A 22,445-nucleotide genomic window follows, 5' to 3' on the forward strand; every position below is an offset into this window, starting at 1 on the left:
TTACAGGAATCACGGATGAAAAAAGTATTGGCTTTATTAATGGTATCGGGCACAGTGGTATTGACTGGTTGCGGTGGTGGCGGAAACAGTAGTGCTAATGGTAATGCTAACGGTAGTGCTAACGGCAATGCAGACGTAGCGGTCCCGCCAGTGGTGGTAGCGCCCCCGCCAGTGGTGGTCGCACCTCCGCCTCCTCCCGCACTGGCCGCCTATGTTGGCACCTGGACACCCGCTTGTAACGACTCTTTCCGCCAGCGCCTCGTCGTCGCCCTCAAGAACGATGGCAGCGGCGCCCTGGAAATATCGACCTACGATGAAACTTTCAGTACTGCCGATTGCAGCGGCCCCGTGCAATTTACGGAAACCACGAGTGAAAAGATTACCGCGACGCCGGATGGCGCAGGCAATATCCAGCTCAAACTGACGGCGGACAGCCCTGCCTCGGACATCCGCATCGACAAGGTCGTATCGTCGCTGCCAGCCCACACCATCCAGATTACGGGCCCGGCCGTCACCACGGTGCTGGTCAATGGCAAATCCCATTGGCGCATCACCGATGGCAGTGGTGACACCACGGACATCCCGGATACCGGCATACAACAGGCAGTAAGTGGCAACGGCGGCTTTTATTTGCGCGGTAACGAATTGTTTACCGTGATGCAAAAAGACGGTGCTTATGTGCTCGATATGCACTATGTAAAACAATAAATCAGTCAGTAATCAGCCAATAATCAGCCATTGCGCCGCGTGAGCGGCGCAATGCGCACCAGTTACACCACATCCTCCCTTCAGTCCCGCAAACCATTTCAGCGCATTGCCGCGACATGATCCAAATCAAGTCAGCGATAGATTCGGTGAGAATTCCTTCCTATTAATAATCCTATAATCAGGCCGCGTTGACGGCACGCACCACTGCCGGATAAAAAGGACTCTGAATGAAAAAATTATTGGCAGTATTGGTCGGCTCGGCCGCGGCACTCCTGACCGGCTGCGGTGGCGGCGGTGGGGGTAATTCGGCGCAGCAGCTTGCCGGCGATTCCGGTTCCACCTCGCCACTGGCCGCATATCTCGGCACGTGGCAATCGGCGTGCGACGATCACGACCGTCAAGTGCTCGTCATCGCGCTCAAGAGCGACGGCAGCGGTTCGCTGGAACTGACGCCGACCGGCGAAACCTACTTCAAGGCCGATTGCACCGGCCCCGTGGTCGCGACGGACGGCATGAGCGCGAAAATCACCGGCAAGCCGGACGGTACAGCCGACATGCCGATCAAGCTGGCGGAAAATGCCGCGGCAACGAACTTGCGCGTCGACAAGGTCACCTCGTCGGTGCCGGCCTATACTTTCCAGCGCAACGGCGCCACCGTGCAATATGTATTGCGCGATGGCAAGCAGCAATGGTGCGTCAAGGTGGACAATGGCGAATCTTGCATGTGGGATGAAGGCATGCAGGCGGCGCTGAGCGTCCCCGGCGGCCTGTCCTTGCGCGGCAACGACCTGTACTCGGTGGTGCTGGACCCGAAAAAGGGCGTGTATGTCCTGGACGTGCACTACGTGAAAAAATAAGCGCGTGATCAGTTGCGGGGCCGCCCGGCCCCGCAGTTGCCATGGCGCATCTTCTCGCCCGCCGCTTCATGGACTCGCAAGCGTGAACGGGAGTCTGTGTAAAATCAAACAGACATTGCAAAAATAAAAAGCTATCCTGTAGAAAAACAGGAGCTTGCCATGTCACACCATGCCTTTCCCCTGCCCTCCCACGCTGCACTGGATGCCCTGCTGCAGCCCCAGGACAGCGCTTTCCACCCGATCGAAGGCTTGCGGCGCTTGCGCGACGCGGGACTGGACCAGCTGCCCCTGCCCGGCCACGGCGCCACCCTGCAGCGCTGGCAAATGCTGGCCGCCATCGCCGCCGTCGACCTCTCCCTGCTCAAGCTGTATGAAGGCCATACCGATGCGCTCGCCATCCTGGCGGAAATCGGCGGCTCCGCCGTGCCGGCCGGCAGCTGCTGGGGCGTCTGGTGCGCGGACCTGCCGGGCGCGCGCGTCCGCTTGCGGCAAACGGCCGAGGGCCGCCATGTGCTCGACGGACGCAAGGCCTGGTGTGCCGGGGCGAAGGGCCTCAGCCATGCTTTGGTCAGCTTCTGGAACGACGCAGGCCAGGCTTGCCTGGCGTCGGTGCCCCTGTCGCAGCCCGGCGTGCACGTCACGGACGAAGGCTGGCAAGCCGTCGGCATGCATGCCTGCGCCAGCGTCGACGTGACTTTTTCTGCCGCGCGCGCCTTTCCCGTGGGCGCGCCGGGCGCCTATCTGCAGCGGCCCGGCTTCTGGCATGGCAGCGCGGGCATCGCGGCCGCCTGGTACGGCGCGGCCTGCGCCGTCGCCAGCCACCTGCATGCGCGCGCGCAACACGCCGCCCCCGACCCCGTCCGCCTGGCGCAGCTGGGACAAATCGATTGCGTCTTGCGCGCCACCGGCGCCCTGCTGCGCGAAGGCGCCGCCGAAATCGACCAGCACCCGCAACGCGACGCCATGGGACTGGCCCTGCGCCTGCGCCTGGCAACGGAAGACGCCGCCACCCTGGTCTTGCACCTGGCCACGCGGGCGCTGGGCGCAGGCCCCCTGTGCCGCGATGCCCGTTTCGCCCGCCTGGCTGCCGACCTGCCCGTGTTCTTGCGCCAGAGCCACGCGGAACGCGACCAGGCCGTGCTGGGCGGCATCGTCGCCGGCGCAGAAGACCATCCTTGGTCGCTGTGACAAAAAAAATCGCCGGACCGGATGGACTCCGGGCCGGCGATCAGGGCTAGCCTGAAGGCTGACTGATTACTTGAGCGGCATGGCGATACCGAACATCACCGACTGGGTACGTCCGCTATCGATGTTCAGATTGCTGTTGTAGTCCAGCGTGATGGTCATGCCGTTCGACAGCAGCAGCTTGACACCCAGGCCCGCCGTCCAGTTGCCCGTCTGCTGCGGCACCGTGCGGATCACGTACACGGGACCGTCAGCCACCAGGTCGGCATACGCCAGGCGCGCATCATCGGCGCCCTGGAACTGGTGGCGGTACTCGAGCCGCGCGCGCGGGAACCACGTGCCCAGGCCACCGACATAGATACCCTCGGCCCGCACGCCCAGCGCGCCGATGCGCGAACGCACCGTTTGCTTGAAGTAGCTCAGGGCGTTGATGCCCGCCGCCTTCTCCGTGTACGGATCGAGCTTGGCCGACATCAGTTCCACGCGGCCATACGGCGACCACATCCAGGTTTCCTGGCGCATCTCGATACCGCCCACCAACGCGCCGAACACTTGCTTGCCGTCGCGTTCGCCCGTGGCGAAACCGCTGCCATCGGTCAAGTAGCGCGAGGCGTCGTATTGCAGGGTGCCGTAGCCGAGCACGCCGTCAAGGAAGACGCCCTTGCTCGGACGCAGGCTGCCATACACGGCCGCCACGGCGCTATCGGCCGTGCTGCGGCTGCCGTTCTGGCCCACATCGCTGCGGTCATGGCTGAAACCGGCGCCCACGCCCAGGGTCGCCAGGTCGCTCAAGCGGTAATCGCCGCCCACACTTACGCCATTTGTGCGGAAGCGGAAGCCCGTGTCGCGACCATTCACATAGTGCTGGCCGAAGTCCACGGCGCCACCGAGCCACAGCGACAGCGCCTGCTTCTGCGTGTCCGGCTTCTGCGGCATGTCCGGCAAGCCATTCGTTGCCTGGCTGACATCCGTGCCACCCACCGCCTTATCGCTGCTGAAACCGGCATCGGGCTGGCGCAGGGACGCCTTGCGCATGAACGGTTTCACGGCCGTGCCGAACACGCGGTCCGCTTCCTGCTCTTGCCAGCGCGCCAGCGCCGCCGTCGGATTGCCGCTGTCGTTCGGCGGCGTCAGGCTCAGGCCAAAGTTCGACCGTCCCCAGCCATCGCCATGCAGGCTTTCCAGGCGCTGCGTGAAGTTCGACAGCTGCGCCGTGGCGAAGCGCCGCGCCGCATCGGCTTGCGCCGCTTGCAAGCCGATCACTTCCGGATCGAGCGACGGGTCGCGCCGCGCCGTGACGGTGACGTTGACCACGCCCGGCTTCGAGGTGGCAAAGGCATTGCTCAGGGTGTAGCTGACGACGGCCGCGCCGGCAAACTTGCCCGAAGCCGCAAAGCTCAGCTGGTACGACGGCTTGCCGGCCGTGCCCACGTCGCGCACCACCACCTTGCCCGCCTCGGCCGGCGCCACGCTCAGCACATTGGCCGCCGTGAACGGGCCGCCCGTGGCGCCCGCCGTCAGGTCGACCGTCACCGTCAGGCCCGCCACCACCGTAGCGCTCTGGCTGACCACCTGCGGCATCGGATTGACGCTGATGGTCGCTTTCACCGGCGCCGAGGTGCCGAACACGTTCGACACGGTGTAGCCGATGCTGATGTCGCCGCTGGTGTTAATGCCTGGCGTGTAGACGATGTCCATGCCATTGACGACTGCCGTGCCGCTGGCCGGCTGCGTGGTGATGGCCACGGCCGTGAACGGGCCACCGGTGGCGCCCTGCGTCACCTGCAGGGTCACCGGCGTGCCGGCCAATACCGTCGCCGTCTTGGCGACAGGCACCGGCACCGGCTGCGGCGCCACCGTCACGCTGACCGTGGCCGGCGCGGAGGTGCCGCCTGGACCCGTCGCCGTGTAGCTGAAGCTGTCAGGACCGAAGTAGTTGGCATTCGGCACATACGTCACCTTGAAACTCGCACCGGCGACGGCGCGCGCCATGCGCGCCGAGGCACCGCTCGAGACCACCGTAACGCGCCCGTGCTGCGGCGGCGTGACGATGGTCACGTCCGTGATCGGGCTGCCATCCGTGGAAGCGATGGTCAGGCTCACTTCCTGGTTGGCCGAGGTGGTCGCCGTTTCATTGGGCACCGGCGGCGGCGCCTGGTTCACCTGCAGGGTCAGCGCTTGCTGCACCGTGAACTGGTGCGCGTCCTTCGCCTGCAAGGTGAAGGCGAAGCTGCCCGCCACGGTCGGCGTGCCGCTGACGATGCCGGTCGCCGCGTCGAGCGCCAGGCCGGCCGGCAAGGCGCCGCTGCTCAGGGAGTACACGTAGGGCGCAACGCCGCCAGCCGCCGTGAATGGCTGGCTATACGCGTCGCCCGCGCGGATCGCCGCCAGGCTGGCCGGCGTCAGGGTCAGGGTGGGAGCAGCTACCGTCAGCGTGTAGTTTTTGCTGAGGCTGAATGGTGCCCCCACGCCCGTGCTGCTGTCGGTGACCTTGATGCTGAACGGGAAACTGCCCGCCGCATTCGTCGTGCCGGACAGCACGCCCGTAGCCGTATTCAGGCTCAGGCCCACGGGCAAGGTGCCGACCACGGCATAGCTGTACGGCGCCGTGCCGCCCGTCCCCGTCAGAGTCGTGCTGTAGGCCGCTTCCGCCGTCGGATTGGGCAAACTGGCCGGGTTCAGCGCCAGTACCGCTGAAGCGACGGACAGCGTGTAGCTCTTCGCTCCCGTGAATTGACGCGAATCCGTCACTTGTACCACCAGCGCAAAATCGCCAGCCGCCGTGGGCGTGCCGCTCAACACGCCGCTGGCGTTCGAGCTCATGCCGGCAGGCAGGCTGCCCGTGATCGCGAACGTGTACGGACCGACACCGCCGCTGGCAGTCAGTTGCTGGCTGTACGCGGTGGCAACGGTTGCCGCCGGCAAACTGGCCGGGGTGACGCCGATGGCCGAGGTCACGGTCAAGGTATACGTTTGCGTTGCCTGGGCATTGACCCCGGCGACCGCGGCTTGCGTCGCGGTGATGGTGCTGGTGCCGGCGCTGACTGGAGTGATGACGCCGGTGCCGCTGACAGTCGCCACGCCCGCGTTCGAGCTGGTATAGCTCAAGGCGCCATAACTGCCGCCCGCCAGGCTGGATGTCGCCGCATTGCTGAAGTTATTGCCCAATGGAACGGATGCCGCAGCCGGTGTTGCAAACGTGATGACACCGGTCGGGATATACGTAAATTGGTCCGCCGCGCCGCTGGCACTGGTGCCGCCAACCGTGGTCACTTTCACATCCACCACGCCCAGGCTGCCCGATGGACTCGTGGCCGTGATCTGCGTGGCGCCGTTGACGACAAAGCTGCCGGCATTGGCGCCGCCGAATCGCACTGCCGTGGCACCTGTAAAGCCGGTACCGGTGATGACCACGCTGGTGCCGCCGGCGATGGGGCCGAAGGCAGGTGAAATGCCGCTGACTGCCGGCGCCACCACATACGTGAACTGGTCCGCCGCGCTGGTGGCGCTCGTGCCACCGACGGTGGTGACGCGCACGTCCACCGTGCCGGCACCAGCTGGCGCCGTGGCCGTGATCTGCGTGGCGCTATTGACGGTGAAACTCGTCGCCGCCGCACCGCCAAACGTCACTGCCGTCGCGCCGCCAAGGCCCGCGCCGCTGATAACGACACTGCTGCCGCCCGTCGTTGGACCGGAGGCCGGGGAAATACCGCTCACCACCGGCGCCCCCACATACGTGAACTGGTCGTTCGCGCTGGTGGCGCTGGTGCCACCGGTGGTGGTGATGCGCACGTCCACCGTGCCCGTGCCGGCTGGCGCCGTCGCCGTGATCTGCGTGGCGCTGTTGACCGTAAAGCCCGTCGCCGCCGTGCCGCCGAACGTCACCGCCGTCGCGCCACTGAAATTCGTGCCGCTGACAGTGACCGTGGTGCCGCCAGTGACCGGGCCGGAGGTGGGCGAAATGCTGCTCACCACCGGTGCTGCCACGTACGTAAATTGGTCCGCCGCGCTGGTGGCGCTGGTGCCGCCGACCGTCGTGACGCGCACGTCCACCGTGCCCGTGCCGGCTGGCGCCGTCGCCGTGATCTGCGTGGCGCTATTGACGGTAAAGCCCGCCGCTGCCGTGCCGCCGAACGTCACCGCCGTCGCGCCACTGAAATTCGTGCCGCTGATGGTGACCGTGCTCCCCCCCGCGGCGGGACCGGCCGTGGGCGAAATGCTGCTCACCACTGGTGCGCCCACATACGTGAACTGATCGTTCACGCTGGTGGCACTGGTGCCGCCGGTGGTGGTGACGCGCACGTCCACCGTGCCGGAACCGGCTGGCGCCGTCGCCGTGATCTGCGTGGCGCTGTTGACAGTAAAGCCGGAGGCGGCCGAGCCACCGAACGTCACTGCCGTCGCGCTACTGAAATTCGTGCCGCTGATGGTAACCGTGGTGCCGCCGGCAGCCGCGCCGGCCGTGGGTGAAATGCTGCTCACCACCGGTGCGCCCACATACGTGAACTGGTCATTCACGCTGGTGGCGCTCGTGCCGCCGGTGGTGGTGACGCGCACGTCCACCGTGCCCGTGCCGGCTGGCGCCGTCGCCGTAATCTGCGTGGCGCTGTTGACGGTAAAGCCCGTTGCTGCCGTACCGCCGAACGTCACCGCCGTCGCGCCACTGAAATTCGTGCCGCTGATGGTGACCGTGGTGCCGCCGGTAGCCGGGCCGGCCGTGGGCGAAATGCTGCTCACCGCCGGTGCCGCCACGTACGTAAATTGGTCCGCCGCGCTGGTGGCGCTAGTGCCGCCGATGGTGGTGATGCGCACGTCCACCGTGCCCGTGCCGGCTGGCGCCGTGGCCGTGATCTGCGTAGCGCTATTGACGGTAAAGCCCGTCGCTGCCGTGCCGCCGAACGTCACTGCCGTCGCACTGCCAAAACCCGTGCCGCTGATGGTGACCGTGGTGCCGCCAACAGCCGGGCCGGCCGTGGGCGAAATGCTGCTCACCACCGGTGCGCCCACATACGTGAACTGGTCGTTCGCACTGGTGGCGCTGGTGCCGCCGGCCGTCGTCACGCGCACGTCTACCGTGCCCGTGCCGGCTGGCGCCGTCGCCGTGATCTGCGTGGCGCTGTTGACGGTAAAGCCGGAGGCGGCCGAGCCACCGAACGTCACCGCCGTCGCGCCACTGAAATTCGTGCCGCTGATGGTGACCGTGGTACCGCCAGCAGCCGGGCCGGTGGTGGGCGAAATGCTGCTCACCACCGGTGCTGCCACGTACGTGAACTGGTCGTTCGCGCTGGTGGCGCTGGTGCCGCCGATGGTGGTGATGCGCACGTCCACCGTGCCCGCGCCAGCTGGCGCCGTCGCCGTGATCTGCGTGGCGCTGTTGACCGTAAAGCCCGTCGCTGCCGTGGCGCCGAAGGTCACCGCCGTCGCGCCACTGAAATTCGTGCCGCTGATGGTGACCGTGGTGCCGCCGGCAGCCGGACCGGCCGTAGGCGAAATGCTGCTCACCACCGGTACAACCACATAGGTAAATTGGTCCGCTGCGCTGGTGGCGCTGGTGCCGCCGACCGTCGTCACGCGCACGTCCACCGTGCCGGAACCTGCAGGGGCCGTGGCCGTGATCTGCGTGGCGCTGTTGACGGTAAAGCCAATCGCTGCCGTACCGCCGAAGGTCACCGCCGTCGCGCCACTGAAATTCGTGCCGCTGATGGTGACCGTGCTACCGCCGGCGATGGGGCCTGCCGTCGGCGACAGGCTCGTCACCGTCGGCACCGCCACGTAGGTAAATTGATCGGCCGCGCTGGTGGCGCTGGTGCCGCCCGACGTGGTCACGCGTACATCCACCGTGCCCGTGCCGGCTGGCGCCGTCGCCGTGATCTGCGTGGCGCTGTTGACCGTAAAGCCGATGGCGGCAGTAGCGCCGAATCTCACCGCCGTCGCGCCACTGAAATTCGTGCCGCTGATGGTGACCGTGGAGCCGCCAACAGCCGGGCCGGAAGTGGGCGAAATGCTGCTCACCACCGGTGCTGCCACGTAGGTGAATTGATCCGCCGCGCTGGTGGCGCTGGTGCCGCCGACCGTCGTGATGCGCACGTCCACCGTGCCCGTGCCGGCTGGCGCCGTCGCCGTGATCTGCGTGGCGCTGTTGACCGTGTAGCCGGTCGCCGCCGTGGCGCCGAAGGTCACCGCCGTCGTGGTGGAAAAGTTCGTGCCACTGATGACGACCGTGGCGCCGCCGCCTGCCGGCCCCGCAGTGGGTGAAATGCTCGTCACTGTCGGCAACGCCACAAAGGTGTACTGGTCGTTCGCGCTGGTGGCGCTGGTGCCGCCGGCTGTCGTGACGCGCACATCCACCGTGCCCGTGCCGGCTGGCGCCGTCGCCGTGATCTGCGTGGCGCTGTTGACCGTGTAGCCGGTCGCCGCCGTGGCGCCGAAGGTCACTGCTGTCGCGCCGGTAAAGTTCGAGCCGTTGATGGTGACCGTGGTGCCGCCACCGCCTGGGCCCGCCGTCGGCGAAATACTGGTGATCGCTGGCGCCGGAACATAGGTGAACTGGTTTGACGGATCGGCGGCGTTGGTGCCGCCTGGCGTCGTGACGAATACGTTCACGACACCGGTGCCGGAGGGCGACGTGGCGGTGATTGTCGTGGAATTGACCACGGTAACGCTGAGGCCATTGCTGCTGCCGAATTTGAGTGCCGTTGCGCCGGTAAAGCCGGTACCGGTAATGGTGACGGCGGTGCCGCCGCTAACCGGACCGAGCGCAGGCGACACACCGGTGATCGTAGGCGGCGGCTGGGCGTTGATCACCAGGGAATAGCTTCTGGACGTGTTATATGGTCCATTGCCGCCAGTGCTGTCCGTCGATTTCATCACAAAGTTGTAGGTGCCCAAGGCACCGGGCGTGCCCGAGAGCAAGCCGCTGCCCGACAGGGTGATGCCCGCCGGCAGGCTGCCCGATTCCACCACATACGCAAAGGGCCCGGTGCCATTCGCGGTCGACATCTGCTGGCTGTAGGGCACCGACAATCCGCCTGCCGCCAGCACCGTGGGCGTGATGGACAGGGTGGGCACGGCGATCGACACGGAGTAATTCTTGGTGACGGTCAGCGGCGTGCCTGAGGTCGAGTCGGTCACCTTGATGCCGAACACATAGGCGCCGGTCGCTGTCACGGTGCCGGAAATCACGCCGCTGGGCGACACAGTGATGCCAGGTGGCAAAGCACCAGACACCAGCGCGTAGTTGTAAGGCGCGACACCGCCGGTCGACGACATCGCCTGGCTGTACGCCACGCCGATCACGGGCGCCGATATGCTGCCCGGTGTCACGGTGAAGGCAGCCGCAGGGGGCAGGACGGTCACCGTAAAAGTCACCGCCTTGCTGTCTTCATCCCACAGGACAAAGCTGTCGGACAGCGCTCCGTCGCCATTATTGATATAGGTCGCAATACCGGTACCGTTATTGACGAGACCAGTAATCGTGCCGTGCAAGGCAGTCGCGCCATTGTCCGTCAGGCCAAATGAGCTACACAGCGACAAATCGATGACATAGGAGTCGCCTGATGCGACGGTAAAACTCCTCTGATTGGGAATACATTTCGTGCTCGGATCGCCGTTGGCTGCCTGCGCCGGGCCTGCGCCAAGCGCCAGCATCAGCAGGCACAGCGTAACGCAGCAATTCAGGAAACGGCCAAACGCTGATGCCAGGCCTACCCGGCGAGCCGCTGCCGGCCTTCGAGTTCCTGCGACAAAAGCAAGGAACAAAAAATGTGCCGGACGGGCGACGATATCGTTGCAAATACGCAACATGATTTCTCCAATACAGAGTTTTTTAGTCAAAAAGAACCATGGATTCAAGCTGCAAGCGATCCCCATTCAGGGCCCTTCCATAGAGCCAACAGATGTTGACGCTTGCCATACGACAACGTATGCTACCTCGAGTTTTCAATAAAGTAACTATAACAAAAAGGGTTTTTCAAAAAACAATATTGATTGCAAATGGAAAATATTATTTCCTTAACATTCAATAACATTCCAACAGCGGGAGAACGATGATGGCTGAAGTGTATTTGGGACAAATCATGATGAGCGGATTTGCGTTTGCACCGCGTGGATTTGCAGCATGTAACGGGCAATTGCTGCCAATTACGCAGAATCAGGCGCTGTTTGCCCTGTTGGGTACCTTTTACGGGGGGAACGGCACGACCAACTTTGCGTTGCCAAACTTACAAGGCAGCACCCCTGTCGGCTCGGGCAGTTCGGTGGACGCTTCCTGGCAACCAGTCCCCTACCAAGTGGGCGCTCGTAACGGCGCGGAAGCTATCACTTTGACACTGAGTCAGATTCCACCGCATACGCACGCGGCCAATGCGCTGACCACGCCAGGCACCACCAAGAATCCGACCAACACCCTGTATGGCGGCAGCGGCACGGAAGCCATCTATGGCACGGCAGGCCCGCAAGTGCCCTTGAACAACCTGGTCTTGGCCCAGACAGGCGGCAGCCTGCCGCATAACAATATGCAGCCCTTCCAGGTACTCAATTTCAATATCGCCCTGAACGGCGTCTTCCCATCGCGCAACTAACATGCCAGCCACTTCCCACGGAGCAAAGTCATGACTACACCTTATGTCGGCGAGATCCGCCTGTTTTCCTTTCCCCGCATACCGCAAGGCTGGTTCGCCTGCGACGGTAGCCTGAAGTCCATCGCCAATAACGAGGTGCTATATACGCTGCTGGGCACCACCTATGGCGGCGACGGCGTCAATACATTCGGTGTACCCGACCTGCGCGGCCAGGTACCCTTGCATCAGGGCACCGGCCCTAGCCTGACACCCCGGGTCATGGGGCAAAAGGGGGGCAGCGAAACGGTGACCTTGCTGCCGACCCAGATGCCTGCGCATACGCACGTCTTCAGTGCGATCAGCACACTGGCGACGAGCAACACGCCAGGGACCAGCGCACAGCTGGCGGCACCGGTCAATAACGACAAGATGTACACGAGCAGCCTGGCTGGCCTCACGACCTATGACATGGCGCCCGCAGCAACGGGCACTGCAGGCAGCAGCTTGCCGCATGACAACACCATGCCTACCCTGACCGCCTCGTTTTGCATCGCATGGGCAGGTATTTACCCATCCCAACAATAACAGCCAGCACGCAAGCGCAGCCCATAAAATCGATCAGGAGAACCTACCGTGACATCACCATATCTTGGCGAAATACAAGTCTTTGGCTTCAATTTCACACCTGCCGGGTGGGCAAGCTGTAATGGCGCCACCCTGCAGATAAGGCAATTCAGCGCCCTGTTTTCATTAATCGGCACGCAATATGGCGGCGATGGGGTCAACACCTTCCAGTTGCCCAACTTCACCGGACGCGCGCCCTGCAGCCAGGGCCAGGGGCCAGGCTTGACGCAGCGTGTGATGGGCGAAACGTTCGGCAGCAATACCGTCCAGCTGAATCTCACGGAGATTCCCAACCATACCCATCAACTGACCTTGAGCCGCCAGACCAATGCCACCCTGCAGCGCAACGTGCCGCAAAATGGCGATGGCCTGACCAGCATCACGGGCACGAACGCGTTCGTGCCCGCGGCAACGCCGAACGTCACCTTGTCGCCACTGACCATCGGCAGCGCGGGTGGCGGCCAGGCGCATGAAAATCGCCAGCCCCTGCTGGCGGTAAATTTCTGCATCGCCCTGCAGGGCGAGTTTCCTGCGTTTGATTGAGGCTTGAACGCCCCGGGCAGGCGGCGCCATCGGACTCCCGCCTGGCCCTGCCTGCCCCGCATCAGCGGCATACTCAGTTGAACACGGCCTGATACAGAAAGCCGTGGTTGTCACGCGCCACCGGCACTAGGAAGATACCCACCTCGCCAAACGCATCATGCTGCAGCTGAAAGATTTTCTGGCTGAAGAGGATGGGGGAACTGTTATGGAATAACAGGCTGAACGGCGCCCGCAACAGGCCTTCCAGTGTGGCCGACGGCAACGGGCGCGCCTCCTTCAGGATGAAAGCGGCATTCCCGTCGCCGACCGCGATAAACGTGTCGTTGACGCGCGCGGCAAAGTGTTCCAGGGTCAGTACATTCATCATTGCAGGCATTCCATTTCATGGGCTGTGTGATTGAAGCAATGATTTATTCTAATGGAAGCATTGCTGCTTTTACACAGTTTTTGACATGAACGCCGTCACCACCGCACTCGGCGGCAATGCGGCGGCCAGGGTCATCCGTCCCGGCCGCCTGTGTGTGCCTGCCTCGCGGCACTCTCCGCCTACCGCATCGCCTCTTCCAGCCCCGGCGCAAACCCGGCGCCGTGCTTGACCTGCGCGGTGGACGCCTTCAGCGTGGCGCCGATCGGCTCGGCGCGGCCCGCCAGGCATTGCCCCAGGAAGTTTTCCGTCACAGCATTGAAGGCAATGTTGTTCACGGGCCGGGCAAAGCCATGGCCTTCGTCGGGGAACAGCACGTAGGTGACGGGGATATTCTTCGCCGCCATGGCCGCCACGATCTGGTCCGATTCCGCCACGTTGACGCGCGGGTCGTTCGCGCCCTGGCCGATCAGCAGCGGGCGCTGGATGTTCTGCGCAAAGTTCAGCGGCGAGCGTTCCTTCAGCAGCGCCTTGCCCTCTTCCGTGGTCGGATCGCCCATGCGCTTGTAGAACTGCTGCTTGCCCGCTTCCCAGTACGGCGGAATGGTTTGCAGCAAGGTAAACAGGTTCGACGGGCCGACGATGTCGACGCCGCAGGCAAACGTCGTCGGCGTAAACGCCATGCCGGCCAGGGTGGCGTAGCCGCCATATGAGCCGCCCATGATGGCCACCTTGTCGGCCGTCGTCACGCCGCTCTTCACCGCCCATTGCACGGCGTCGAGCAAGTCGTCATGCATCTTGCGCCCCCACTGCAGGTCGCCGGCCGAGATGAATTGCTTGCCGAAACCCGTCGAGCCCCGGTAATTCACGGACAGCACCGCATAGCCGCGGTTGGCCAGCCATTGATGGTAGCTGTTATAGCCATAGGTATCGCGCGCCCACGGGCCGCCATGCACCAGCAGGACCATCGGCACCGCCTGCGACGGCACGCCGCCGGCGCCCGCCTTCGATGCCTGCGGCAAGGTCAGATAGGAGACCAGGGTCAGGCCGTCGCGCGCCTTGATTTGCTGCGGATACATGGGCACCAATGGCGCGCCTTCCAGCTCGGGCCGCGTGACATACAGCTGCGTGAGCTTTTTGCTCTTGCGGTCGTACAGCCAGCTCGATGCCGGCGCCGTGACGGCATCGACGCCCACAAGCCATTTGTCATCGGCGTCCGTGCGCGACGTCACGTTGAACTGGCCCTTGGCATGCTTCTTCAGGAAGGCCAGGTCGGCCTTCAGGTCATCCGTCAGCGGCAGGTATTCGTGCTGCAGATAGTCAACGGAATACGCCTGCACCTTGCCTGTGCGCGTGTCGTACAGGGCGTCGGAAATGTCGGCCCGCGGGTCTTGCGCCACCACCGTGGTCTTGCCACTGGCCACGTCCTGCGCCAGCAGCGCCGAGGTATTGCGGCCGCGCGAATCGGTCCAGTACAGGGTCTTGCCGTCGACCGTAAAGGCCAGCGGCGCCGTCGTCTGCGAATCTTCCAGACCCACTTCCGCCAGCGGCGTGCTCTCGGCCTTGCCGTCCGTGATGCGGAAATACTGCATGCCGCCGTCGGCGCGCGCCTTGCTGGCGATGCGCAGATTGAGCAGTTCATCGGCCAGATAGCCACCGTAGCCGTCGTTCTGCTCCACCAGGGTCAGCTTGCCGCTGGCCAGGTCCAGGCTGTACACGTCATGCCAGCGCGCATCACGGTTATTGATGCCGATCAAGATACGGTCCTTCACCTTGCTGCTGATCTGGATCACGCGCACGCGGGTCTTCTCGAACGGCGTGTAACCGACCTGCTTGCCGCTCACGACATTCACGCCGTACAGCAGGAAATTTTCATCGCCGCCCTTGTCCTGGATAAACAGCAGGGTTTTCGAATCGGGCGACCAGAAGCTGCTGCGGATGGGCCGCACCTTTTCTTCCGTCAGCGGGCGCGCCTGCGCCGGATTGCTGGCCGGCGCCACCCACACATTGAGCACGCCGTCGCGCGGCGCGATCCACGACAGCCACTTGCCATCCGGGCTGATGCGCCCGCCGGACTTGCTGGGATTGCCAAACAGCTTGGCCCGCTCGATCAGCGGCGTGTCATTGGCAGGGGCTTGGGCATGCGCCGGCAGTGCGCTGGCGAACAACAGGACAGGCAGGACATAGCGAATCATGGACACCTCATGGTTGATGAATGAAGGGAAACTTCACACGTGCATGTGCCAGCACATCATAGGCCAAAGCAGTATTGCCAGGTTGACTACGCGACAAGGGACGAAAATCGGGGGATGGACGGGGAGAAACGGGGAATGGACCGCGGTGCCGGTCAGGCGACTGCCGGCGCGCGGCAGGCGTGACCGGACGGAGAAAAGAAAAAGGCCACTGCGCGGAGTGGCCTAAATCCTTGCATCTAATGGCTGGGGCGAGAAGATTCAAACTTCCGACCCTATGCCCCCTACACGACGACACCAAGCCGTAACCCGCATGGACGCTATATATAGAGAGAATCGGGCATATAATATACAGTACGTTCCAACAGGTATTCAAGCCCGCATGTCGCGGTGTTTTTTCTGCAAAAATTATACATTTTCGCCCCCGTTTTTTCTCGCAGCTTCCCATCCCATCCCATGCTCACTGCTGGATGATGCCAGTGGCTCATCGCTCCTTGAAATGACTGGCAGACTCCAGTTTTCAAGTCGTCAGAATATTCATTCCATATCAGTAGTCTGGCGTAGCTCGAAAATCCCCTCCACTGTCAACAACATAACTTTATCTGATGATATGGCGCAATTTCGCGCATCAACCATAAGGCTCCATTTCATCGACACAGCCATAAGTCACTTACTTTTGAGGAAGTCGTAGATAGAAACAATCATTCCGAAAAAAAACACCACAAAACCAAGCTTTGCAAATAAATCAAAAAATAATTTCTCAATTCAAAACTCATTAACACCATTGATCCAGCAATTAAAAACCCACAAAATGTTATCAAGGATCCTCTTTTAATACCTTTATTTTTCATGTCAGCTCCAAATAAAATAAATTCCCTTACTTTGAAAGCAATAATTCATATAATGAAATTAAAATTCAATGAATTACAAGAAATCAGTCTGAAATACATTTTATTACCATATCGCAACTCGCACATTCCGGCCCGCGGTCAGGTCCCGTGTGCATTTTTCACACGCGACGGAAGTAGATCAGCGACAGCCACGAGGTGCTCTGCTGGATACGGGCCGTGGAAGCGCCCATGCTGGCGGCGATGCATTACGTGCCGGTCAGCAAGGAACTCGCGCTGTGCTACGAAAACGTCGTCAAGGGCTTCCAGGCATACACAGGCCACATCGGCATTTCCATCCCAGCCACTGAAGAGTCCCGCAGGGAAACCGGCGAAGCGCGCAAATTGCTGCTCTTGCCGGATCAGGTCAACACCACCGTCAATGGCAGCGCCACGGTGGTGGGTAGCGGGCCTAGCCGCAAAATCACGGGCTTTTCTCATGAGGTTAATCTAACTCTATGACTGCTCCTGGCCGGTTTCAGCCTTATATTTATTGCCAACGGATTTCCCATCCAGTCTCGGCAATGAACTGAGACACGTCACTCAAAGTCTCCACCCATGAATCAAAAGCACTATTTGGATTTGGATCACCACGACCGTCCCACCATTCAAAGATGAAATAGCCTCCTGTTTTTTCCGATTCATACTCAACTCGAACCTGATGAGTTGGGTGCTCAGAATTTATGATCGTTCCTGTTGTGTTTATTTTTACCATGCCTATATACTCGACGCGGTTTCATTGTCCGTCATCCGTCCACTCTTGGCCTATTGTGTTGAAGAAGTCGAGCGGCAACAAATTCGGGATGTCTCAGACCTCCAAGCAGTCGGCACGCCTTCAATAGCGGCGGTTCCGGACAGTCTAGGCGGGTAAAATTTCTATCTGAATGTCAACGCACCTGGGTTTTTCAACACAATAGGCCGATAGCGGACATCGGCATACGACAACGAAAATCATACGTGATGTAAACGGAAAAACCCAGCACCGATATTATACAAACGTATAATATACAGTACTGGGTTTCTATACAGCTTGCGCTGTAACTCCTTGAATCTAATGGTCGGGGCGAGAAGATTCGAACTTCCGACCCCATGCACCCCATGCATGTACGCTACCAGGCTGCGCTACGCCCCGACGAGGTGGGAATTATAGCAGAGGCTTTTAGGTTTTTGCCATGCTTTGCGCATGATTCATATCGAACTGCGCAAACTTTTTTGCATGGCCCTGGCAAGCGGCCTATTCGTTCAGCAGCAGCGCCGTCAGGACGATGCGGAAGCCCGCGATCAGTGGCTCGACTTTCACGTCCGGATTGTGAATGAAGCGCACGGGCAAGCCCTGGTAAATGGCGACGAGGGCATTCAGGCGGCCTTCCAGCATCTCTTCATCGGCCGGCAAGCCGCGCTTGATGCGCGCATCGCGGATGATGGAGAGAAACAACTGGCGCGAACGCTGGTCCGAGCATTGCAGCATGTCGGCGATCACCGGATTGCGCGATGCTTCGGCGAAGATTTCCAGCGGCATCATCCACGTTTTCGGGTCCAGCGCTTCGAGCACATGCTCGCCCGCATTGTCGATCACGGCCTGCAGCGGGTCTTCGCGCTGCGCCAGGTCCTGCATCAGGTTCGACACCCGCTCCGTATTCTGCATGACGAAGGCGGCGATGATCGCATCCTTGCTGTCAAAATAATTATAGATATGGCCCGCGCTCATGCCGGCCGCTTTCGAGATCTCGGCCATGCTGGCGCCGTGAAAGCCGCGGCGGCTGAAACAGCTTTCGGCCGCATCGAGCACCTGCTTGCGCCGCGTGTTGGCGCGCTCGGGATCCGGATGCTTCTTTTCAACTTGGTTCATGATTTTCCAGTAGCGCGCCAGCCCTGCCCTTGCGGGCAAGGCCGGCGTCGGCGTCCCCGTGATTATTGGACGCCGCCAGCCGCCGCGACGGCTGTCTGCTCAGGCTGCCAACCGCCGCCCAGCACCTTGTACAAGGTCACCAGGTTGGTCGATTTGGCCAGGCGCGCCGTGATCAGGCTTTGCTGCGCCGTGTACAGCGCGCGCTGGGCCACCAGGGCGTTCAGGTAGGACTCGGCGCCCTGCTTGTAGCGCGCGTCGTGGATGGTGTAGCTCTTCGTCGACGCCTCGACCAGCGAAACCTGCGATTGCAGGCGCTCGTCGATGGTGCCGCGCTGGGCCAGCGCATCGGACACTTCGCGGAAGGCGACCTGGATCGCCTTTTCGTATTGCGCCACGGAAATTTCACGCTGCACCTTGGCGATATCGAGGTTGGCGCGGTTCACGCCGCCATCGAAGATCGGCAAACTGATCTGCGGAATGAAACTCCACGTGCCGCTGCCCGCCTTGAACAGGCCCGACAGGTTGTCGCTCAGCGAGCCGGCCGTGGCCGTCAGCGAAATGCGCGGGAAGAACGCCGCGCGCGCCGCGCCGATGTTGGCGTTGGCAGCGCGCAAGGTGCGCTCGGCCGCCAGCACGTCGGGACGGCGTTGCAGCACGTCCGACGGCACGCCGGACGGAATGTCCGCCAGGGCCGTCACGGCGCCGAACTCGCCTTGCGGCAGCAGGTCGGCCGGCACGGGGCCGCCCACCAGCAGGACGAGCGCGTTTTGATCCAGCGCAACCTGGCTCGTGTAAACCGCCACGTCGGAACGGGCCGACTCGACGCTGGTCTGGGCATCGTACTTGTCCAGGCCGGAAGTCGCACCGGCACTGAAGCGGCGCACGGCCAGGTCATACGACGACTGCTGGCTCTTCAGGGTGTCCTGCGCCACGCGCAGGCGCTGCTGGTCGGCCACCAGGTTCAGATAGGTGCTGGCCACTTCGGCCACCAGGCTGATCTGCTGTGCGCGGCGGGCTTCTTCCGTGCCCAGGTATTGCTCCAGCGCACTGTCGGACAGGCTGCGCACGCGGCCGAAGAAGTCCAGCTCGTAAGCCGACACGCCCAGGTTCGCCGTGTACTGGCGGTTGATGGACGCTTCGCCGTTGGCGCTGGCGTTCTTCGGCACGCGGCTGGCCGTCTGGCCGCCGGACGCCGACAGGGTCGGGATCAGCGCGGCGCGTTCGATGCCGTAGGTGGCGCGCGCCTTCTCGATGTTCAGGATCGAGACGCGCAGGTCGCGGTTATTGGCCAGCGCCAGTTCCAGTACCTGGCGCAGACGCGCATCGGCAAAGAACTCGCGCCAGGCGACGTCCGCCACCGGCTTGGCGTCGGCGGCCGCCGTGTCGGCCTTGTAGGAAGGGCCCGTCGGCCACGCCGTGGGCGCCGGCGCTGCCGGACGCTCATACGTAGGGGCCAGGCTGCAACCGGCCAGCAAGGCCAGTGCCGCCATGGAGAGTAGCGATTTTTTCATATTAATGTGCATCCTTGGAAAGCGTGACGGCTGGCGAGCCAGGCGTCGCCGGCGTGGCGGGCGCGTCCGGCTTCGAGAAGAAGCCGCGCACCAGCACGAAGAACACCGGCACGAAGAAGATACCGAGGAACGTGGCCGTCAACATACCGCCCAGCACGCCGATACCGATGGCGTTCTGGCTGCCGGAACCGGCGCCGCTGGATATAGCCAGTGGCAACACGCCCAGGCCGAAGGCGATCGAGGTCATCAGGATCGGACGCAGACGCAGACGCACCGCGTGCAAGGTCGCGTCCAGCAGCGACATGCCCGATTCCTGCATTTCCTTGGCGAATTCGACGATCAGAATCGCATTCTTCGCCGACAGACCCACCACCGTGAGCAAGCCCACCTGGAAGTACACGTCGTTCGACAGGCCGAAGAACCAGGTGCCCAGCACGGCGCCGATCACGCCCAGCGGTACCACCAGCAGCACGGAGAACGGAATCGACCAGCTTTCATACAGCGCGGCCAGGCACAGGAACACGATCAGCAGCGACAGCGCGTACAGCTGCGGCGTCTGCGAACCGGATTCGCGCTCTTCCAGCGACACGCCGGTCCAGCTGAAGCCGATGCCAGGCGGCAGCTTGGCCACCATTTCTTCCATCGCGTTCATGGCGGCGCCCGTGCTTTGGCCCGGCGCCGGCGTACCCAGGATCTCTACCGACGGCAAGCCGTTGTAGCGTTCCAGGCGTGGCGACGCGTAAATCCACTTGCCGGTAGCGAAGGCCGAGAACGGCACCATCTGGCCAGCGGTATTGCGCACGAACCACTTGTTCAAGTCTTCCGGCAGCATGCGCGAACTGGCGTCACCCTGGATGAACACTTTCTTCACGCGGCCACGGTCGAGGAAGTCGTTCACATATGAACTACCCCAGCCGACGCTCAGCACGCGGTTGATTTCCGAGATCTGCAAGCCCAGCGCGGTCGCTTTCTGCTGGTCGATGTCGATCTTGTACTGCGGCGTATCTTCCTGGCCGTTCGGGCGCACGCCCACCATGGCCGGATTCTGCGACGCCATGCCCAGCAACTGGTTACGCGCCGCCATCAGGGCGTCATGGCCGACACCGCCGATATCCTGCAGCTGCATGTCGAAACCGGTGGCGTTACCCAGTTCCAGCACGGCAGGCGGTGCAAACGTAAACACCATCGCATCCTTGATCTGCAACAACTTGCCCATGGCGCGACCGGCCACGGCCGGCGCTTTTTGCGCCACGTCCTTGCGCAGCGACCAGTCTTTCAGGCGCACGAAGGCGATACCCGTATTCTGGCCGTTACCGCCGAAGCTGAAACCGGCGACGGCAAACACGGAAGCGACGTTGTCTTTCTCGCTGTTCATGAAGTGGTCTTCGACCTGTTCGATCACTTTCAGGGTGCGCTCTTGCGTGGCGCCCGTCGGCAATTGAATCTGCGTAAACAGGATGCCCTGGTCTTCTTCCGGCAGGAAGGAGGTCGGCAGGCGCATGAAGATGAACACCAGGCCGGCCAGCAACAGCACATACAACAGCATCGAACGGGCGCGGTGGCGGATCATGCTGCCGACCAGGCCCTGGTACTTGTTGCTGCTGCTATCGAAGCTGCGGTTGAACCAACCGAAGAAGCCCTTGTTCGTCGCGTGATGGCCTTTTTCGACCGGTTTGAGCAGGGTGGCGCACAGGGCTGGCGTAAACACCAGCGCGACGACGACGGACAGCACCATCGACGAGACGATGGTGATCGAGAACTGGCGGTAAATCACGCCCGTCGAACCGCCGAAGAAGGCCATCGGCACGAACACGGCCGACAGCACCATGGCGATACCGACCAGCGCGCCCGTGATCTGCGTCATGGACTTGCGCGTCGCTTCCAGCGGCGACAAGCCCTCTTCGCTCATCACGCGCTCGACGTTTTCCACCACCACGATGGCATCGTCGACCAGCAAACCGATGGCCAGCACCATGGCGAACATGGTCAGCGTATTGATCGAATAGCCAAACGCGTTCAGGATACCGAAGGTACCCAGCAGCACGACCGGCACGGCCATGGTCGGGATCAGGGTGGCGCGGAAGTTCTGCAGGAACAGATACATCACCAGGAACACCAGGATCACCGCTTCGACCAGGGTCTTGACCACTTCTTCGATGGACAGTTTCACGAACGGGGTCGTGTCGAACGCCACCTGGTAGCTCATGCCTTCAGGGAATTGCTTGCTCAGGTTGCCCAGCATGGCTTTCGCCGCATTGGCCGTATCGAGCGCATTGGCGCCCGTCGCCAGCTTGATCGCCACGCCGGTTGCCGCATGGCCGTTGTAGCGGGCCACGGTATTGTAGTTCTCGCGGCCCAGTTCCATGCTGGCCACATCCTTCAGGTACACCATGGCGCCGTTGGTCGTGGTTTTCAGCAAGATGGCGCCGAACTGCTCCACCGTTTGCAGACGGCTTTGCGCCGACACGGTCGCGTTCAGCTGCTGGCCCTTGATGGACGGCGTGCCGCCCAGCTCACCGGCCGACACTTCCGCATTCTGCGCCTGCACGGCCGTAATCACGTCCGCCGGGGTCAGGTTAAAGCTTTGCAGCTTGGCCGGATTGAGCCAGATACGCATGGCGTACTGCGAACCGAACAGTGTCACGTCGCCCACGCCGGGCACGCGGCTCAGCGGATCGACGACGTTGGCGGCCACATAGTCGCTCAAGTCGGTCTGGTCCATCTTGCCGTTTTCGGAAATGAAGCCGAACACCATCAGGAAGTTCTTCGTCGCTTTCGACACGACCAAGCCTTGCTGCGTGACAGCCGTCGGCAGCAGTGGCGTGGCCAGCTGCAGCTTGTTCTGTACCTGCACCTGGGCGATGTCGGGATTGGTGCCGCTGGTAAACGTCAGCGTGATGCTGATGCCGCCAGTGGCATCGCTCGACGAGGCCATGTAGCGCAAGCCGTCGATACCCTTCATCTTTTGTTCGATGACCTGGGTAACGGCGTCTTCCACGGTCTTGGCGGAGGCGCCAGGGTAGGAGCCGCTGATCGAAATCGACGGCGGAGCGATGCTCGGGTACTGCGCGATCGGCAGGCTGAGGATCGAAATCACGCCGGCAAGCATGATGACGATCGCGACCACCCAGGCAAAAATCGGGCGGTCAATGAAAAAACGGGCCATT

Annotated in this window: 14 protein-coding genes, 1 tRNA gene and 1 pseudogene; 8 read left to right on the plus strand and 8 right to left on the minus strand. The window is 62.5% G+C overall.

Going from position 1 to position 22,445, the window contains the following annotated elements:
- The first annotated feature begins 15 nt into the window (after positions 1–15).
- From O3298_RS02080 to O3298_RS02090, 3 genes are all read left to right on the plus strand, one after another.
- Complete coding sequence (locus O3298_RS02080) at positions 16–708, plus strand: hypothetical protein (protein WP_305058407.1); 693 nt, start codon at positions 16–18, stop codon at positions 706–708.
- A 227-nt stretch (positions 709–935) separates the two neighbouring features.
- Positions 936–1,565 carry a hypothetical protein gene (locus O3298_RS02085; RefSeq protein ID WP_305058408.1) on the plus strand — a complete coding sequence of 210 codons (630 nt, stop codon included), beginning with the start codon at positions 936–938 and terminating at the stop codon, positions 1,563–1,565.
- Positions 1,566–1,724: 159 nt separating this feature from the next.
- On the plus strand, positions 1,725–2,753 hold the full coding sequence (locus O3298_RS02090; protein WP_305058409.1) for an acyl-CoA dehydrogenase: 1,029 nt from the start codon (positions 1,725–1,727) through the stop codon (positions 2,751–2,753).
- 66 nt (positions 2,754–2,819) lie between these two features.
- On the opposite strand, the gene O3298_RS02095 is transcribed toward O3298_RS02090, so the two are convergent.
- Entirely contained in the window at positions 2,820–10,235 is a 7,416-nt protein-coding gene (locus tag O3298_RS02095) for an IPT/TIG domain-containing protein (protein ID WP_305058410.1), read from the minus strand.
- A gap of 593 nt (positions 10,236–10,828) precedes the next feature.
- Between O3298_RS02095 and O3298_RS02100 the strand changes: the two are divergent.
- The 4 genes and pseudogenes from O3298_RS02100 to O3298_RS02115 form a co-directional block, all read left to right on the plus strand.
- Positions 10,829–10,927, plus strand: a pseudogene (locus O3298_RS02100) (tail fiber protein); the annotation flags it as partial.
- A gap of 144 nt (positions 10,928–11,071) precedes the next feature.
- Entirely contained in the window at positions 11,072–11,329 is a 258-nt protein-coding gene (locus tag O3298_RS02105) for a phage tail protein (protein WP_257219084.1), read from the plus strand.
- A gap of 30 nt (positions 11,330–11,359) precedes the next feature.
- A complete protein-coding gene (locus tag O3298_RS02110) occupies positions 11,360–11,893 on the plus strand; it encodes a phage tail protein (RefSeq protein WP_099667046.1) in 534 nt (177 codons plus the stop codon).
- 48 nt (positions 11,894–11,941) lie between these two features.
- The gene (locus O3298_RS02115; protein ID WP_251350470.1) at positions 11,942–12,475 is read left to right on the plus strand and encodes a tail fiber protein; all 534 of its coding nucleotides are present in this window, start codon (positions 11,942–11,944) and stop codon (positions 12,473–12,475) included.
- A gap of 73 nt (positions 12,476–12,548) precedes the next feature.
- Here O3298_RS02115 and O3298_RS02120 read toward each other — a convergent pair whose 3' ends face one another.
- Positions 12,549–12,842, minus strand: coding sequence for a hypothetical protein (locus O3298_RS02120; RefSeq protein ID WP_257218898.1), 294 nt, complete (start codon positions 12,840–12,842; stop codon positions 12,549–12,551).
- Positions 12,843–13,021: 179 nt separating this feature from the next.
- Complete coding sequence (locus tag O3298_RS02125; RefSeq protein ID WP_305058411.1) at positions 13,022–15,034, minus strand: S9 family peptidase; 2,013 nt, start codon at positions 15,032–15,034, stop codon at positions 13,022–13,024.
- Positions 15,035–16,110: 1,076 nt separating this feature from the next.
- Between O3298_RS02125 and O3298_RS02130 the strand changes: the two genes are divergently transcribed.
- On the plus strand, positions 16,111–16,380 hold the full coding sequence (locus tag O3298_RS02130; protein WP_305058412.1) for a hypothetical protein: 270 nt from the start codon (positions 16,111–16,113) through the stop codon (positions 16,378–16,380).
- Positions 16,381–16,408: 28 nt separating this feature from the next.
- On the opposite strand, the gene O3298_RS02135 is transcribed toward O3298_RS02130, so the two are convergent.
- From O3298_RS02135 to O3298_RS02155, 5 genes are all read right to left on the minus strand, one after another.
- On the minus strand, positions 16,409–16,633 hold the full coding sequence (locus O3298_RS02135; RefSeq protein WP_305058413.1) for a hypothetical protein: 225 nt from the start codon (positions 16,631–16,633) through the stop codon (positions 16,409–16,411).
- Between the two features lie 340 nt (positions 16,634–16,973).
- Positions 16,974–17,050: transfer RNA gene (locus tag O3298_RS02140), tRNA-Pro, on the minus strand.
- 102 nt (positions 17,051–17,152) lie between these two features.
- The gene (locus tag O3298_RS02145) at positions 17,153–17,767 is read right to left on the minus strand and encodes a TetR/AcrR family transcriptional regulator (RefSeq protein WP_289916603.1); all 615 of its coding nucleotides are present in this window, start codon (positions 17,765–17,767) and stop codon (positions 17,153–17,155) included.
- Between the two features lie 62 nt (positions 17,768–17,829).
- Positions 17,830–19,278, minus strand: coding sequence for an AdeC/AdeK/OprM family multidrug efflux complex outer membrane factor (gene adeC, locus O3298_RS02150; protein ID WP_305058414.1), 1,449 nt, complete (start codon positions 19,276–19,278; stop codon positions 17,830–17,832).
- Between the two features lies 1 nt (position 19,279).
- On the minus strand, positions 19,280–22,444 hold the full coding sequence (locus O3298_RS02155; RefSeq protein WP_251350464.1) for an efflux RND transporter permease subunit: 3,165 nt from the start codon (positions 22,442–22,444) through the stop codon (positions 19,280–19,282).
- Between the last annotated feature and the right edge of the window lies 1 nt (position 22,445).

Origin of the sequence: Janthinobacterium sp. SUN137 (genome assembly GCF_030587265.1) — a bacterium.
In the GTDB taxonomy this organism is placed as follows: domain Bacteria; phylum Pseudomonadota; class Gammaproteobacteria; order Burkholderiales; family Burkholderiaceae_D; genus Janthinobacterium; species Janthinobacterium kumbetense.

Excerpts from the sequence above, each read along its gene's own strand:
- O3298_RS02130 (WP_305058412.1), top strand. The coding sequence starts at position 16,111 with ATGCTGGCGGCGATGCATTACGTGCCGGTCAGCAAGGAACTCGCGCTG.
- O3298_RS02110 (WP_099667046.1), top strand. The coding sequence starts at position 11,360 with ATGACTACACCTTATGTCGGCGAGATCCGCCTGTTTTCCTTTCCCCGC.
- O3298_RS02125 (WP_305058411.1), bottom strand. The coding sequence starts at position 15,034 with ATGATTCGCTATGTCCTGCCTGTCCTGTTGTTCGCCAGCGCACTGCCG.
- O3298_RS02085 (WP_305058408.1), top strand. The coding sequence starts at position 936 with ATGAAAAAATTATTGGCAGTATTGGTCGGCTCGGCCGCGGCACTCCTG.
- O3298_RS02145 (WP_289916603.1), bottom strand. The coding sequence starts at position 17,767 with ATGAACCAAGTTGAAAAGAAGCATCCGGATCCCGAGCGCGCCAACACG.
- O3298_RS02120 (WP_257218898.1), bottom strand. The coding sequence starts at position 12,842 with ATGATGAATGTACTGACCCTGGAACACTTTGCCGCGCGCGTCAACGAC.
- O3298_RS02135 (WP_305058413.1), bottom strand. The coding sequence starts at position 16,633 with ATGGTAAAAATAAACACAACAGGAACGATCATAAATTCTGAGCACCCA.
- O3298_RS02155 (WP_251350464.1), bottom strand. The coding sequence starts at position 22,444 with ATGGCCCGTTTTTTCATTGACCGCCCGATTTTTGCCTGGGTGGTCGCG.
- adeC (WP_305058414.1), bottom strand. The coding sequence starts at position 19,278 with ATGAAAAAATCGCTACTCTCCATGGCGGCACTGGCCTTGCTGGCCGGT.
- O3298_RS02080 (WP_305058407.1), top strand. The coding sequence starts at position 16 with ATGAAAAAAGTATTGGCTTTATTAATGGTATCGGGCACAGTGGTATTG.
- O3298_RS02090 (WP_305058409.1), top strand. The coding sequence starts at position 1,725 with ATGTCACACCATGCCTTTCCCCTGCCCTCCCACGCTGCACTGGATGCC.